The sequence below is a fragment of the Hyalangium versicolor genome (genome assembly GCF_020103695.1).
GTDB lineage: Bacteria > Myxococcota > Myxococcia > Myxococcales > Myxococcaceae > Hyalangium > Hyalangium versicolor.
Genome location: NZ_JAHXBF010000021.1, coordinates 180948 through 196229, shown reverse-complemented (window position 1 = coordinate 196229; position 15282 = coordinate 180948). Strand labels below are relative to the sequence as shown.

The window sequence follows — 15282 nt, the reverse complement described above, 5'->3', positions numbered from 1 at the left end:
GAGCGGCAGCTCCAACCCCTCGGGTCGCCCGCACGGCCGAGGGGCAGCCGGGCGGCGCTTCACTCCAGAGTGTCCAGCCGCTGACATCCCGGGAGCGAGGTGACGAAGTCGGCTCCGAAGGCGCGGGCCGGGGTGAGCGCGCCTTGGGGCCTGCGGGCCAGCACCTCCTCCACCGCGCGCACCGAGGCCACGGCGGTGAAGGTGTAGCCGTCCGGGAGCACCAGCCAGGCCTGGGCCCTGCGGCCATCCGCGGCGCGGGCCTCGGCCCAGAGTTGGGCCTGGCCCTCGTTGCGCGCCGCCTCGTCCGGTCCATGCACCCGCGCTTCGATGAGGCGCTCGGCGCCGTGGCGGACGGCTCCCACGGAGAGGACTCGCTTGAGCAGCGGGTAGGTGAGGCGGATGGCGTGGACGGCACCGCGCGGCAGGGCCATGAAGGTGGTGATGTTGGGGATGCCCGTGGTGTGCCAGGCCGTGACGAGGTCTCCCCAGGGGATGGGAGCCACGGTGCGCTCGGCGTCGACGAAGCGCACGCGGCGCAGGCCCTTCCCCATCGGCCACGGTTGGAGGGCACCGCCGCGTCGGACCCGGCCGCCCGCGGGCAATTGCTCCAGCGCGGAGCGGGCGGTGCCGGCGCTCGTCTGGCCCGAGGTGGAGATGGCCAGGTCCAGCTCGTGCGCGCCGGGCACCTTCTCGGCCACGTAGCGCGCCAGGCAGTCGGTGGGCACCACATCGAAGCCCACGCCGGACATGAGGGTGATGCCGCGCGCGCGCGCCTCCGTGTCGTGCTGGAAGGTGCTCTCGAAGACAGGAATCTCCCCGGTGATGTCCAGGTAGTGCGCACCCGCGCTCAGGCAGGCCTGCACCATGGGCTGGCTGGTGCGGATGAAGGGGCCGGCCGCGTGGAGGACCAAGGGCAGGCCCTCCAGCGTGGACACCAGGGTGCGTACATCCTCCAGGCCCACGACGGCCACCTCGAGCCCCAGCTTCTCGGCCAGGGGGGCCAGCTTCTCCCGGGAGCGGCCGGCGAGCACGGGCATGTGGCCGCGGCGCACGGCCTCCTCGGCGATGAGCTGGCCGGTGTAGCCCGAGGCGCCATACAGCAGCCAACGAGGAGGAGAGGACGGAGGAGCGCTCACGTGGGGCAACGCTACCACCGCGCGTGGCTAAGGGCTGTCACACCGAAGTGGCGGAGCGGCTCAGGGCGTCGCGCCCTGGAGCGAGGGTGCCAGCTCCGTGCGGCACGCTTCGTCACACTGGGGGAAGGCCAGGAGGAACTCGGCGCGTTGGCGGCAGCGGCTGGCGGGCTCGGCGGGTCCTTCGCCTCCCGCGAGACAGTGCCTGCGCTGATCGGCCCACGCCTCCTTATAGAAGGCCTCGCGCTGGGCGGGGGACATGGCGCGGACGGCACCCTCGGTGGAGCTGTGCACCCAGACCCATATGATGAGGGAGCCCACCGCGACGACACCGAGCACGAGGGCACGGCGCCACCAGGGCGAGCGGGGCGGCTGAGCCTTGGCTCTCGAGAAGAGTCCCTCATCCGAGGTGTCCGTGCCGTCCGTCATTCCAGGCTCCCGCGCATGCTTCCTCATGCCGCAGGGAACCGGAGGTTGCCAGGACTCTCGCGACCGGATGCATGAATCCGAGCACCCCCTCCGCACCTCTGGACGAACCTCAGGCGGGCGTCCGCCCGTGCGCTCCGGCGGCGACGAACTCAGGTAAGTCCCCGTGAGAGAAGGGTTCACCCGTGGGGACCAGAAGGAGGCTCCCCTCCGGGCGCGCTCGGAGCCAACCTGTATGCTTGTCAGACAGGTTTGGCCGCACTCCGCCCCGAGGGGCTGCCGCTTCCGGAGGGGCTGTCCCTCCTGGGTGGGCATAGGATGGGCCCATGGAATCGCGGCCTGAATCCGAGCCCGTGGCCGCCAGCCCCATGCGGGTGCTGGTGGTGGACGACGAGCGCAACATCCGCAACACCCTGCGCATCTGCCTGGAGGGTTTCGGCTGCACGGTGCGCGAGGCCACCACGCCCGAGGCGGCGCTGGCGGCGCTTGCCCAGGGGCCGGTGGATCTGGCCTTCGTGGACCTGAGGCTGGGTACCGCGAGTGGACTGGAGCTGGTGCCTCGGCTGCTGGCCGAGTCTCCGAACCTGGACATCGTCCTCATCACCGCCTACGCGACGTTCGACACGGCGGTGGAGGCGGTGAAGCGCGGGGCGCGCGACTACCTGCCCAAGCCCTTCACTCCGGCGCAGATCCGCCACGTGGTGGACCGGGCGCGGGCGCACCGGGAGCTGAGCTCGCGGCTGGGAGACCTGGAGGGGCAGCTGGCGCAGACGGCGCCGGAGGCCACGCTGGAGACGGCCTCGCCAGCGATGCACGCGGCCATCGGGCTCATCGAGCGAGCAGCGGCCTCGGACGCGGCGGTGCTGCTGCGCGGCGAGAGCGGCACGGGCAAGGGAGTGCTGGCGCGGGCGCTGCACTCGATGAGCCCCCGGAAGCGGAGGCCGTTCGTCACGGTGAACTGCCCCACGCTGTCCGAGCAGCTGCTGGCCAGCGAGCTGTTCGGCCACGTGCGAGGCGCCTTCACGGGAGCGGTGAGAGACCAGCCCGGCCGGGTGGAGCAGGCGGAGGGAGGCACGCTCTTCCTGGACGAGGTGTCGGAGATGAGCACGGCGCTGCAGGCGCAGCTGCTGCGCTTCCTCCAGGAGAAGCAGTTCGAGCGGCTGGGCGAGGGGCGCACGAGGCGAGCGGACGTGCGGGTGGTAGCGGCGACCAACCGGAACCTGGAGAAGGAGGTGGCCGCGGGCCACTTCCGTGAGGATCTGCTCTACCGGCTGAACGTGGTGGAGGTGAAGCTGCCGGCGCTGCGGGAGCGGCGTGAGGACATCCTCCCGCTGGCGAGGCGATTCCTGGCCTTCTTCGCGCGAGCGGCGAAGCGGCCGGTGCCGGAGCTGTCCGCCGCCACGGAGCAGATGCTTCAGGCGTACGGGTGGCCGGGAAACGTGCGCGAGCTGCGCAACGCCATCGAACGGGCGCTCATCGTCTGGTCAGCGAACGTGCTGGAGCCGCAGGCCTTCCCGGAGCGCATCGCGGCGGCGACGGGCTCGGGGATGACGCTGGGCGGGCCGCACACCGTGGAGGAAATCGAGCGCGAGCACATCCTCCGGGTGCTGGCGAGCGCGCCGACGCTGGAGGAGGCAGCGCACATCCTGGGCATCGACGCCTCCACGCTGTGGCGCAAGCGGAAGAAGTACGAGTCCGCGCCGACGGAGTGAGCCTCCCGAGTCCTTCAGCCATGAGTCGGTTGACTCACTTCGGTCCCTGAGAGGACGAAGCCAGCCCGGCAAGAGTCCGGGCCCGAGTCAGGATGACATCGATCTGCATGCGTAGGAGCGCATCTGGGCTCAATCGTGGGACCTGAGATTCAGTCTGGGTGCGAGATTCGCTCAGCCAGCCAGGAGACGAAATCGGGAGCTACGGGTGAGGGTATTTGCTTCTCGCTGGCTGTGTGATCCCAGAACACGACCGTCGGCTCGCCTGTCGCCCTTGAGTCGAGGCAGTAGAGGTTGCCGCCACCATCGTTCATGAGCGGGATGAGGTGAGAGGCAAGCCCGGGGTGCATCTCCGTTCGTTCGCTCTCGGCCACCGTCGTGAGATCCAGGTAGGGAGGAACATCCGAACCCAGCCCAAAGAGTTCGAAGGATTCCACTCCTCCCCAACCAAAGCGCCGCAAGAAGCTGCGGTATCCGCCGGCCAGCCTAACGCCAAGTCGGTCACTGGCAGCATCGATGTCATCCTCGCTGGCTCCTTGGCCGAAGGACTTCGAGGAGAACAGCTCGAGCTTTTGAGCAAGTTCGTCGAACGTCATGGCAGGTTGGGATGGTTCTGCTTGTAGTTAGGGCCAAGACGATGATCCGTCCGGGTCTTGATAGCCAGATTGGCGAACGAGTTGGTTCCCCCCTCTGCGAGCGACACCTTGTGATGGAGCTCCATGGGGTAGCCATCCGGTCCGATCGGAGGTTTACCACTTCTCATCCTGGCGAGGTTCTCGGGTGAATACGCTCCAGGGTTGACTGCTGCTTCGTTCTTCCAGAACCGCGCCTTGACTGCCTCAAACTCGCGGCGAAGCTTCGCCAGTTCATCTCCAGAGACACGGGGTGAACGTGGGGATGCGCTCACGCTACCCGGCTCCTTGGCAGTCATGGCCACCGCCGTGGGTGCCAGCGAGATGGTGATGTGGCCATCCACAACGGCCACCGAGCTGACCTGCCCCACCTCCGCCAGAAGGATGCCCACCTGTCTGGCCCCCAAGGTTGCCGCCTCGGTAAAGCTGGGCAGCATCGACAGCCGCGAGGCCAGCCATGCGGTCCCCCCGGCCATGCCTTGGCTCACCGCCAACGTCACCGCGAGGACGAAGACGCGTGCTACCTCCGGTCCTACCCGGTTCGCGAAGCGCTGGCCTGCCTGCTGCAACTCTTCCCAGGTCGTGGCGCTATCTGTGGTCCGTTTCATCTCCCTGCTCGCATCCACCAACTCCAGGAACGTCTCCACGCCCAGGTAGATCAACATCACCGCTGAGACGATGGCCGCTGCCTTGGTGAACACCGGCTCGGGATTCGCGGCCAGAGCGGCCCAACCGACGAGGCCTGTGGCTATCACGGTGTAGAAGAGCTCGGGAGCCAGGGTGTTCTCCACCGCCTGGGAGATGCTCTTTCTCAAGGGGTCGAGTGACAAACCCAGGGCCACTCCCAGCTTGTCCCACTGGGTCAGGCCCGCCACATCGTCGAGCAGCGAGAGGCAGTTGGCCCTTCGTTGGCCCGGTTTGCACATGCCGCCGAAACTCCGGCTCATGAGTTGCTGCCAGCGGCTGTCCGAGTCGTTGCTTGGATAGGAAGCGCGTACCAACCAACCTTGCTGGGGAGGACGAAGGGTGAGGGGGGACTCCAGTACCAGCCGCGTCAGCGCTTGCTCGAACGAGTCCGTCTCCACTCGCACGGACTTGTTCCAGGTGGGAGGTGCATATTCCAAAGGCTGGTTCTGGCCCGTCTCCAGGTGCACGACGCGCGTGCTTGCGCACCCACTGCCCAGCAACATCCCAAGCGCCAACAGGATGGCCCAGCGCGACATTGTCGATATCCCTCCGCCCTGGCAGTCGCACCGCGATGGGTGCCAGTCCTGATGGTACCAGAGCAACCCGATAGAGTGCTGAGGACGAAGAGTGCGAGGAGCGGTGATGGCGTGAGGGCCTCAGGTGGTGCCGCACTTCTCATGGACAGGCCGTGAGGACCCAATCTCAAAAAGGATCAGCACCCGCAGAGAGGCGGGAAGTGGCCCCGGTTCTGCCGAGCGTGGAACCGCCTGGGTCAGGGAGTTGCGGGCAGGGCGCGGAACTCGGCGGCACAGTCCAGGAGCCGGTGGATGGCGGCCTCATGATCGCCGCTGGCGGCCTGGAGGAAGGCATCCTCCCAGGTGCGACCCGGGACGACGCGGCCGGTGTCCTGAAGCCAGCGCCCGAAGCGCAGGTACTCCTCGTCCTTCAGGCCGGCCAAGGAGAGGCACAACCGGTAGCCGTCGATGTACGCGGCCATGCGCTCCACGCGCGCCTCGCCAATGTACATGAGAATGCGGCCGACACGGCGCATCTCAAGGAGGACATCCAGGATCGCGCGGGAAGTCGCAGCGAGAGTTCGTGGGGCTGCCGGATCTGGAGGTGAGCCGCCGTACTGCCAGGTCAGCGAAGCAAGCGCAGCCGGGGAGAGCGAGCGGAACTCGGCGGCGATAGCTACGAATGCGCGCAAGACCTGCCGCTCATCCGAGTCGAACCTCTGAAGGAACGCGCTCCACCAACCCTGGCCGGGGAGCGTCTTCCCAGCCTCCTGCATCCAAGCGCCGAAGGCGTTGTACTCCCTGTCTCCTACCCCCAGGTCACCCGAACAATCCAGGTACCCTACGGTGACGCCCACCGTGCGGGAGACGCCAGGCTGCCCCTCGAAGAGTTCGAGATCCAGTTCGCGCCTCGATGTGTCAGCACGGGCCTGGAGCACAAGGTCCAGTAGCGGAGGAGGCACCTTCGTTGCTTTCGCTGGAGGCGACGGGCGGCTCATGGTGCGCTCACGACCTCATCCAAGATGGGAGTCCTTGCGCCCAGGCGGCTCATGTACTCCTGCCAGAAGAGCCCACCCGCACCCGTGAACGCGTCATAGATGCGGTCTTTCATCCGGAATCACGACGTGGAATCCCCTCTCTGTCACCCGCAAGTCCCGCCCGTCCACCATCTTGAACACCCTGTATCCAGCCCTCTTTCCAGTCTCGTCCGCCAAGGTCGTCAGCCGGACGTACTCGGGCTTGCCGCCGAGCTGGGTCAACACGGTGTGGATGCTGCGCGCTACACCCTGGCAAGTGCCTGCAACCCCAGGGCGCGGAGTCGGAAGCAAGTGAGCGGGGCGTGAACTCGCGCGCAACCAGGAGCGTGTCTCACCGCCTTCCCCCATCCGGGAGTTCTCCAACAGCGCCACCATCCTGGGTCGAAGGGCCGCCATCTGGAATAGAGGGACGTGGCCCCGCATCCTGCCACTCGAGCGGCAAGTAGGGAGAGAGACCATCGAAGTGCTCTTGAGAACCACCCACTTCAGAGGCCGGCACAGAGCTACCTCTCTCTGCCGAAGGTGCACCGAGAAGCTCACCCATCCGACTGCCAAAGAGGCGCCGGAGGATCCGACCATCCGTGCTGACGGCATAGGCGGCACCTGAATCCAATGACGGATACTGGCTGCCACACCGTGAAGGATCTTCTATGATCTCAATGAAGATGACATCACCCTGTCGAACGATGCGGTAGCGATAGGATTCCTTCCTCCGTTCGCAGGGGATTTCAGAATCCCCAGAAGGCAGGAAGTCGTTGACGGCGATGTCGATGGTTTTGAGAAGCACGCCATCGATCTCATACGGTTGTTGGCGCGCATCGACCTTCGTGGTGTTGAGCGCGCCGAGAGGAGGGAACCGGATGGATGGATCCTCTTCTTGAGGTGCGGGAGGTGACACGCTGTGAATACAACTCGCCCCAACAAGAACCAAAGTGAACAACAGCCCTCTCAGGCGTTCGTTAGTTCCAGTGGATTTCATATGTGTCATCGTTGATCCACTTGACGGAGCCGAGCTTTTCCTGGCGCCACTTCTCTCCTGCGCGAGTCCACTTCGCCAACGCTCCAGTGAAGGGGATGTATTCGAAGAACCCATCGCAGGAGGGAGACTCAAAAGCATCTGAGCGCGAGAAGAACGCGATGATGGCAAGGCGGGTCATCGTGGCTTGGGTCTTGAGCTCGAACCCATGAAGCTTCCCCATCTCGACGATGAACCGGATGTCCCGCTCAGAGAGAATGTCTTCGAAGGGGTGGTTGTGTATGGCGAGGATGTACTGAAGGCTATCTGCCGGATAGCGGGGGTCGTTCACGAAGGGAGGCAGTTTGCAGCTCTTCCACCTGTTTGCAGGATCCGGCACGGCCTGATCTGTCAGCATGCTCAGTTCGTACTGATGATCCGGCGTGTAGTAGACCCATCCGCAATACTCGTTCGAGAGACGCCACCGCAGTTCGAAGTTCTGTGCGCCCAGGCGGCCAGCAGTAGCATGAGGCTTGGAAAGGATGATGGGACAGGCCGCCAGCAGTGCTTCTGGGTAGGTGGCGTATGGCCCAAATCCAGGCATGGGGCCCGGAAGGCTCTTGAGGAAGGACTCCCCTGGGCCAGGACGCACGACTCCTGGAATAGGCTTGGGGGGCGAGCACCCCACAGCAGCCAGCAGCATGACCAGCAGGGCGTGATGCATTCGCCCCGCACTGCAGCCTACATGTGACCAGTCACAGAACTCCACACGCCTTATCTTAGCTTGATTGCCACCCGCAGCGGAGAAGGTATTGACCCTCCTTCTTCATGGGCAGGCCGTGGGGACCCACTTATCTCATGGTTCCGTCGACTCGGGCGGGAGCAGCCCCGCGGCGATGGCGAGTTCTCGCGTCTCATGGACCCGGTGCATGAGACGCGCCGACTCAGGAAACATCCTCCGCGCCTGTCGAGCGAGTGCCAGCGCCTCTGAGAGCTGACGTTCGAGAATAAATGAGGTGAGGAGTCCCGCCCAGGCATCCTCCAAGACTGCTAACGCACTGGCGGCCCCCTCTTCATAGAGCGGGCGAGCCGTCTTGAAGTCGTTGCGAACGGAGTCGTGAAAGTACGCCAACTCCACGAGTGCAGGAGCACTTCGATCCGAGACCTGGACAGCCTGCTCCAGTAAGCGCTGGATCTCGGCGAAGGCGTGGCCGTCTTCCGGGCCAGGCTCGCCGAGGAGCAGCGACCGCGCCAGGCGAAGGAGGTTGGGTGCGAAAGCAGGGCAGGCCTCGGCCAGTTCTCGATCGAGTTGGATCTGCAAAGGACTGCCCCGGGTCCCCTTCCCCGACTCACGAGCAACCTGGAATCTCGTCATCAACTCCTCGGGGGTGAGATGAGCCATGGCGTGCTCACTTCTCCATCAAGCGAGACTGCTGCTCGATAAGTTTTACGGCCAAGCGCAGCTGCGCTTGGGTCGCGAGGCTGTAATCCCCTGCTTTCAATGTGAAGTCCTTGAGCTGCGAAGGAAAGTCAGGCGCACGTTGGAGTCTCGCGGGTATTTCACCGAGCTTCGTATTCAGCACGGCAAGCTTCTCAAGCATCTTCTGCGCCGTGGCTGGCGTGATCAGCCCAGAGCAAGTGCTCTCGACAATCAGCACCTCCGCCTCGGCAAACTCGCCCTTCGCAATCAAGACCCAGATGCGAGCACTCGCGGAGCCTCCTTTGGTCCGAATACCTTCTTCGTGCGCGGTATCAGGGAGAGCGGCGGAGTCGCCATGGCTGCACCCATAAAGCCCTGGGGCGAGTAGCAGGACAAGCAGCGGGCACCAGTGCACGACCCCTCCTTGTGTCAGGCTCGCAAGCCGACATCCAGCATTCTCGGCGCTCAGAACCGACGCACCTATTCTGCCAACTTTCCAACCAGATCTAACAACGGAAAACCCGCGAGCTGGGGGGGCTCCACCCCTTCATGGGCAGGCCGTGAGGCCCCAGAAGAACCGCTAGGCTCCGGGAACTGCCGCAGGCAGGGCGCGGAACTCGGCGGCACAGTCCAGGAGCCGGTGGATGGCGGCCTCATGATCGCCGCTAGCGGCCTGGAGGAAGGCATCCTGCCAGGTGCGACCCGGGACGACGCGGCCGGTGTCCTGAAGCCAGCGCTCGAAGCGCACGTACTCCTCATCCTTCAGGCCTGCCAGGGAGAGACACAGCCGGTAGCCGTCAATGTACCCGGCCATGCGCTCCACACGCGCCTCGCCAATGTACATGAGGATGCGGCCCACTCGGCGCATCTCGAGGAGGACATCCAGGATCGCGCGGGAAGTCGCGGCGAGAGTTCGTGGGGCTGCCGGCTCTGGAGGTGAGCCGCCGTACCGCCAGGTCAGCGAAGCAAGCGCAGCCGGGGAGAGCGAACGGAACTCGGCGGCGATAGCTACGAATGCGCGCAAGACCTGCCGCTCATCCGAGTCGAACTTCTGGAGGAACGCGCTCCACCAGCCCTGGCCGGGAAGCGTCTTCCCAGCCTCTTGCATCCAACCTGCGAAGGCGCTGTGCTCTCTGTCTCCTACCCCCAGGTCTCCCGAACAATCCAGGTACCCATCGGTGAAGCCCACCGTGCGGGAGACGCCAGGCTGCCCCTCGAAGAGTTCGAGATCCAGCTCGCGCCTCAATGTGCCAAAGCGGGCCTGGAGCACCAAGTCCAGCAGCGGAGGAGGCACCTTCGATGCTTTCGCTGGAGGCGACGGGCGGCTCATGGTGCGCTCACGGCCTCATCCAGGATGGGAGTCCTTGCGCCCAGGCTGCTCATGTACTCCTGCCAGGAGAGCCCACCTGCGCCCGTGAACGCGTCATAGATGCGGTCTTTCATCCGGACCACGACGTGGAATCCCCTCTCTGTCACCCGCAGGTCCCGCCCGTCCGCCATCTTGAACATCATGTAACCAGCCCTCTTTCCGGTCTCGTCCGCCAAGGTCGTCAGCCGGACATACTCTGGCTGACCACCGAGCTGCGTGAAAGCGGCATGGACGCTCCGCGCCACACCCTGACACGCGCCTGGCACCTGTTTGCTCGCGTCGAACGCGGCCTTGAAGCCAGTGAGCCACAGCGGCGCCTTGAGTCCTGTGGCGACCTCGTAGGCCTGGACGGCCTTTGCCACGTCTCCCCGCGCCCAATGCGCAAGTACCTGCGCGCGCGCAGAGTCCGTGATGCCTTGCACCTGTGACGCAATGATGCCTAGCGATGATCCGTGGGCCCACTGCGGGACCACGCACAGCATCAGGAACCATCCCAGGAGGTGAACACGGAGCATACCTGCGGACGTTAGTACCCGAGCGCGCTGAGTCCCAAGGACATGCCACGTTGCATCAAAACCAGGAGACTTTATGCTCGGGCGAGCCCCACTCTTCATGGGCAGGCCGTGGGGACCCAAATAGCAAGTGGGGGCATGCACCCGCAGTAGACGGCGAGCACGGTCCGCCTTGCGGGCAAGGTGCCTGAAGAGGCTGCCTTGAGGCGGGTGGCAGCAGGATCGTAGCCTCCGGGAGTCCGCAAGAGCGACAGGGGCCTTCATGGATCGGCGAGACAGCGGCAGGTGGATGAGCTTGTTGGCGGGATGCGCCATGAGCGTGGCCATGCCACTGCCGGTTGCACGTGCGGATCCGCCCCTGACGAAGGCCCCTGGGTGTGTCAAGCGCGGATGGCCCGCGACCGTCACCTGCGGAAACACGGTGTGCTTCGTCTCGAGCTGCGGCGAAGGAAAGTGCCCCTACTGCTTCATTGAGGGCATGGAAAACCTCGTCTTCACAGGATGGGCTGTGTACGCGTGCATGAGCGGCGACACCGTGACGGGGAAGGCGCTGCTGTTCAACACGCTGCCCTTCAACGCTCGCCTGGGGCCCATCTGTGGCTGAGGATTCGTGGGAGCAGGAAGCGCCCCTGGTAGTCGAGGCTCTCAACCTCCTGACTGTCCTGGCAGCACCGCGGCTCTACGAGCGGTGGTGTACCCAAGCCTCGGCTGAGGAACTGCGTACTGTGCTCCAATCTCGCATGGCGGCGCTCTCGGTCTTCTGTGCGAAGGCGTGGGGGAGCCCAGATGCGGAGCGCTTCCGGTCAGCAGCCCCCAAGGTGCGGACTCTCGCTGATTCTCTGGCAGCCGCTCCCCCTGGTAACCCCATGGACCCCGGATGGAACGCTCAGGCCCGCGAGTGCTTGGACGCCCTGGGAGTCCCGGTGCCTCCAGGAGGATGGGAAGCCTTCGAGGGGTTGCGTGCCGGGTGAGTGAAAGGCGTATCGCTCTTCTTGAAGGTCGGGCGGCCAAAACGTCGGTGCCGAGAACATCCGAGGATCCTGTTCCTGCGAACTTGTATGACAGGCATACCCGTTGGCTCAGACCGCGCTCGGACCACCTGAAGGGGATGAATCAGTGGGCTGCGGCAGGGTGAACCAGAACGTACTGCCCTGCCCTGGCTCGCTCACCACGCCGATCTCTCCTCCGTGCGCCTGGACAATGTCTCGCGCGATGGACAGGCCCAGCCCTGCTCCTCCCGCTGGCGCTCCCGGCGCCCGGTAGAATTTCTCGAAGATGCGAGCCTGCTCCTCAGGCGGAATGCCCTCTCCCGTGTCCTTCACCTCGAAGCGCACCCAGCCTCCCTCTCGTCCCACCCGCACCGTCACCTGTCCCTCCGAGGGCGTGTGCCTCACCCCGTTGGCCACCAGGTTCGACAACACCAACTGTACCCGGTCGGGATCCACCTCTATCTCCTCCGCCTCAGGCGAGATTTCCTGATCTAGGCGCACGCCTCGGTCCTCCGCCGCTACACGGTGCGCGCTCAGTGCATGCTCCACCAGGAAACCGGTCGGGATCTTCTGAATGTTCAGCGTCAACCGCCCCGCCTGGATGCGCGACAGGTCCAACAAGTCATCCACGATGCCCTGAAGCCGCTCGCAGTCCTCGCGCGCCGCGAACAACAGATCCGCCTGCTTCTCCGTCACCGGCCCCACCACCCCCTCCGCACACAGGTGGATCGCCATGCGCAGCGACGTCAGCGGCGTGCGGAACTCGTGCGCCACCGTGGCCACCAGGTCGTTCTTCAGCTCGTCGAAGCGGCGCAGCCGCGTCACGTCCTGCAGGATGACCGTGGCGCCCACCACATCCCCCCGCTCCCCGTACACAGGACTCCCGCGCGGCAACAACCACCGGTCCCCCTCGGACGCCGTCACCCGCACCGCCTCTTCGTACCCGCGCGGTTGATAGGGACCCTTGCCTCCCAGCACATGCCCCCGCACCCGCTCGAGCACCTCGCGCACCTCCGGCTCGACACGGGCGAGCGCATCGCCCCCGGCCTCTAGCGAGAGCCGCAGTGCGTCCTCCGCCGCGCGGTTCACATTGAGCAACGCGCCCCCCGCTCCGAACACCCCCACCGGATCCGGCAGGCTGTCGATGGCCGCTTGCGAGGCCGCCTGAGCCTGGAGCAGCTCTCCCAAGCTGCTCTGCTGGTACTGCTCGAGCCGCTCCGTCATCGTGTTGAAGTCCTGGCTCAGCTGCGCAATCTCATCCTGCCCCTCTACCACCGCGCGCACCGCCAAGTCCCCCTGCCCCACCCGGCGCACCGCCTGCGAGAGCACTGACACCGGCCGCAGCGCCCGGTGCGTCAATGAGGCCGAAGCGAACAGTCCCACCACGAACGCCGCCAGCACCGCCGTCACCATCAGCGTGTTCACCCGCTGGCTCTGCTGGCGAAGGGCCTCGCTCTTGCGCACCATCGCGTCCTGGTTCAGGTCCAGGATGGAGGCCGCCGCGTCCTTCGTCTCCTGGAAGGCCGGGGCCAACGCCTGGAAGTAGTGCTCGCGCTCGGCTCCCGGCTCCCTCCGCGCAAGGAAGGTGTCGAAGGACTCCCGATAGCGCCCCCAGGCCTCATGCAATCGCCGCGTGGCCTCCGCCTCCCCAGGCTCGGTGATGTTCTTCTCCTGCGCCTGCAGCTCCGCCTCCAGCCTCGCGCGCTGCACGGCCTGCTGCACCTCGCCCCGCTGGCGCTCTCCCGCGACAATGAAGAGCGCCGCGCTGTCCATGCGCTCGAGCTGCTCGGTCATCCGCTGCATGGCCAGCACGCTGCGGTAGTTGTCCTGGAGGATCTCCTGCCCCGCGCGCCCCACCCGCCCCAAGGTGAGCACCGCCACCACGCCCAGCAACACGAGCGCCAGCGCCAGCGGCGCCTGGGCCAGCAACACTCGGCCTCGCAGCGTCATGGGCGGCGCTCCTCATGCGGCGAGTCGAAGGAAACGACGTGGATGTCGAAGCCCGCTCCCTCTCGCACCAGGCGCATGTCCGCGCTGCGCCCCAGCCACTGTTTCCACCTCGGCTGGTACGAACGGCCGATGATGATGTGGCCCACCCCATGCGAACGGGCGAAGTCCAGCAGGGCCTCCACCGGATCCCTCGAGCGCAACCGCACCACCTCCGCGCCCAGCTCCTTCGCCTTCTCGATGTTGCCCAGCAGGTGCCGCTGAGCCTCCGCGTCGATGAGGTGCGGCGCCTCGTTGGGGGTCTCCACGTAGACGACAAACCAGTCCGTGTTGAGCCGGCCCGCCATGCGCGAGCCCCGGCGCAGCAGCGCCGCCGCGCGCGGAGGGTTGCTCGACAGCGCCACCATCACCCGGCCCCATCCGCCTCCCTTCGCCTGCGGCTCCTCGCTGCCTCGCGCGTGCTGACCAGCGGTGGCGCGATCCAGGCTCTCGGCCACCTCGCGCAGCGCCAGCTCTCTCAAAGTCGACAGGTTCTCCTGCTTGAAGAAGCTCTCCAGCGCGTGCGTCACCTTCTCGGGCGCGTAGATCTTCCCCGCCTTGAGGCGCTCGTGCAGGTCCTCCACCGCCAGGTCCAGATTCACCACCTGGTCCGCGCTCTTGAGGAAGCTGTCGGGAATCGTCTCGCGGACCGTGACGCCCGTGGAGCGCTCGACCAGATCATTGAGGCTCTCCAGGTGCTGCACGTTGAAGGCGCCGATGACATTGATGCCCGCCGCGAGCAATTCCTGCACATCCTGGTAGCGCTTGTGGTTGCGGCACAGGGGCACGTTGGTGTGGGCCAGCTCGTCCACGATGGCCACCTGGGGCTTGCGCGCCAACACCGCGTCCAGATCCATCTCCTCCACGGTGACATCCCGGTAGGTGAACGCCTTGCGAGGCACCATCTCCAGGCCGGCCACCAGGGCGTGAGTGTCCTGGCGGCCGTGCGTCTCGACGAAGCCGAGCACCACGTCCACGCCGCGCTTCTTCAGGGCGTGGGCCTCCTCCAACATCCGGTACGTCTTGCCCACGCCCGCCGCGAAGCCGATGTAGAGCTTGAGCCGGCCGCGACGGCCTCGCTCGACCATCTCCAGGAAGTCTTCCGCGCGAGTGCGTCGCGTCCTCATGCTCATGCCCGCTGGCGCTCCTCTCCTCGGAGACCGGAGGTGAGGCTGCCCTGTTGCCAGGCGGAGCGCACGGGAAGAATGGACTCCCGTCGCTCCAGCGCCTGGCGTCCGACACGGGCCCGCCGCTGCCATGTCCCGCGTCCGCTCACGGAGCCCGGGCCCCAGAGGGAGCGAGGCCGCCCGGGCCTGCCGGGGGGACGCGGCCGAACTGCCGGTCCAGGGCGAGGTTGAGGGCCAGCACGTTCACGCGAGGTTCGCCCAGCACCCCCAGGGTCCGGCCTTCGACGAAGGTGTCCACCACGCTGAGCACGCGTTCGACGGCCACGCCGCGCGCCTTCGCCACACGGGCAGCCTGCCAGCGCACCGCCTCGGGGGACAGGTGCGGATCCAAGCCCGAGGCGGACGTGGTGACAAGCTCGGCGGGCACGGGCCCCTGGGCGTCCGGGTTCTCCTGGAGCAGGCGCTCGATGTCGGCGCGAACTCGGTCGCGCAGCTTCTGCGAGGTGGGGCCCAGATTGCTGCCTGAGGATGCGGCGGCGTCATACCCGCCGCCGGCCGCGGACGGTCGGGGCTGGAAATAGCCTGGCTGCGTAAAGCCCTGACCCATGAGGTGGCTGCCCACCACCTGGCCATGCTCGTCGGTGACGAGCGACCCATCGGCCTCATGGGAGAACAGCAGTTGCCCCAGGCCAGTCACCGCCAAAGGGTAGAGCACGCCGGTGAGGACAAGCGTGACGAGGCTGGCACGCAGAGCAACGACAAGTGCGGAGACCATGATGAAGTCC

Annotated in this window: 17 protein-coding genes; 2 read left to right on the top strand and 15 right to left on the bottom strand. The window is 66.2% G+C overall.

The annotated features are described in order from the left end of the window. Positions 1-59: 59 nt before the first annotated feature. Complete coding sequence (locus KY501_RS37200; RefSeq protein ID WP_224368625.1) at positions 60-1136, bottom strand: saccharopine dehydrogenase family protein; 1077 nt, start codon at positions 1134-1136, stop codon at positions 60-62. 60 nt (positions 1137-1196) lie between these two features. After that, on the bottom strand, positions 1197-1562 hold the full coding sequence (locus KY501_RS37195) for a hypothetical protein (RefSeq protein WP_224368624.1): 366 nt from the start codon (positions 1560-1562) through the stop codon (positions 1197-1199). 365 nt (positions 1563-1927) lie between these two features. Here KY501_RS37195 and KY501_RS37190 point away from each other — a divergent pair, with 365 nt between their 5' ends. Beyond that, a complete protein-coding gene (locus tag KY501_RS37190) occupies positions 1928-3271 on the top strand; it encodes a sigma-54-dependent transcriptional regulator (protein ID WP_373691687.1) in 1344 nt (447 codons plus the stop codon). A gap of 149 nt (positions 3272-3420) precedes the next feature. Here the strand turns inward: KY501_RS37190 and KY501_RS37185 are convergent, their stop codons facing one another. The 10 genes from KY501_RS37185 to KY501_RS37140 all read right to left on the bottom strand — a co-directional run bounded on the left by KY501_RS37185 (position 3421) and on the right by KY501_RS37140 (position 10245). After that, complete coding sequence (locus KY501_RS37185) at positions 3421-3864, bottom strand: SMI1/KNR4 family protein (protein WP_224368622.1); 444 nt, start codon at positions 3862-3864, stop codon at positions 3421-3423. Next, entirely contained in the window at positions 3861-5123 is a 1263-nt protein-coding gene (sitA5, locus tag KY501_RS37180; protein WP_224368621.1) for a SitA5 family polymorphic toxin, read from the bottom strand. Before sitA5 ends, KY501_RS37185 begins: the two co-directional genes overlap by 4 nt. 236 nt (positions 5124-5359) lie before the next feature. Beyond that, positions 5360-6100, bottom strand: a complete 741-nt coding sequence (locus KY501_RS37175) for a hypothetical protein (RefSeq protein ID WP_224368620.1) — start codon at positions 6098-6100, stop codon at positions 5360-5362. 93 nt (positions 6101-6193) lie between these two features. Continuing rightward, positions 6194-6364 carry a hypothetical protein gene (locus tag KY501_RS37170; RefSeq protein WP_224368619.1) on the bottom strand — a complete coding sequence of 57 codons (171 nt, stop codon included), beginning with the start codon at positions 6362-6364 and terminating at the stop codon, positions 6194-6196. 106 nt (positions 6365-6470) lie between these two features. Next, positions 6471-7118: a hypothetical protein gene (locus tag KY501_RS37165; RefSeq protein ID WP_224368618.1), complete on the bottom strand. Its 648-nt coding sequence runs from the start codon at positions 7116-7118 to the stop codon at positions 6471-6473. Next, positions 7099-7698: a hypothetical protein gene (locus KY501_RS37160; protein WP_224368617.1), complete on the bottom strand. Its 600-nt coding sequence runs from the start codon at positions 7696-7698 to the stop codon at positions 7099-7101. Before KY501_RS37160 ends, KY501_RS37165 begins: the two co-directional genes overlap by 20 nt. 252 nt (positions 7699-7950) lie before the next feature. Then, entirely contained in the window at positions 7951-8496 is a 546-nt protein-coding gene (locus KY501_RS37155; RefSeq protein WP_224368616.1) for a tetratricopeptide repeat protein, read from the bottom strand. Positions 8497-8503: 7 nt separating this feature from the next. After that, positions 8504-8929 (bottom strand): hypothetical protein, encoded by a 426-nt coding sequence (locus KY501_RS37150; protein WP_224368615.1) that lies wholly within the window; start codon positions 8927-8929, stop codon positions 8504-8506. A gap of 165 nt (positions 8930-9094) precedes the next feature. Beyond that, on the bottom strand, positions 9095-9844 hold the full coding sequence (locus KY501_RS37145; RefSeq protein ID WP_224368614.1) for a hypothetical protein: 750 nt from the start codon (positions 9842-9844) through the stop codon (positions 9095-9097). Further along, positions 9841-10245 (bottom strand): hypothetical protein, encoded by a 405-nt coding sequence (locus tag KY501_RS37140; protein WP_224368613.1) that lies wholly within the window; start codon positions 10243-10245, stop codon positions 9841-9843. The genes KY501_RS37145 and KY501_RS37140 overlap by 4 nt, the downstream gene beginning before the upstream one ends. A gap of 475 nt (positions 10246-10720) precedes the next feature. On the opposite strand from KY501_RS37140, the gene KY501_RS37135 reads away from it, so the two are divergent. Next, complete coding sequence (locus tag KY501_RS37135; RefSeq protein ID WP_224368612.1) at positions 10721-10999, top strand: hypothetical protein; 279 nt, start codon at positions 10721-10723, stop codon at positions 10997-10999. 475 nt (positions 11000-11474) lie between these two features. On the opposite strand, the gene KY501_RS37130 is transcribed toward KY501_RS37135, so the two are convergent. The 3 genes from KY501_RS37130 to kdpC all read right to left on the bottom strand — a co-directional run bounded on the left by KY501_RS37130 (position 11475) and on the right by kdpC (position 15272). Further along, positions 11475-13334, bottom strand: a complete 1860-nt coding sequence (locus KY501_RS37130; RefSeq protein ID WP_224368611.1) for a HAMP domain-containing sensor histidine kinase — start codon at positions 13332-13334, stop codon at positions 11475-11477. After that, a complete protein-coding gene (locus tag KY501_RS37125) occupies positions 13331-14503 on the bottom strand; it encodes a sensor protein KdpD (protein WP_224368610.1) in 1173 nt (390 codons plus the stop codon). Before KY501_RS37125 ends, KY501_RS37130 begins: the two co-directional genes overlap by 4 nt. A 139-nt stretch (positions 14504-14642) precedes the next feature. Beyond that, entirely contained in the window at positions 14643-15272 is a 630-nt protein-coding gene (gene kdpC / locus KY501_RS37120) for a potassium-transporting ATPase subunit KdpC (protein WP_224368609.1), read from the bottom strand. Between the last annotated feature and the right edge of the window lie 10 nt (positions 15273-15282).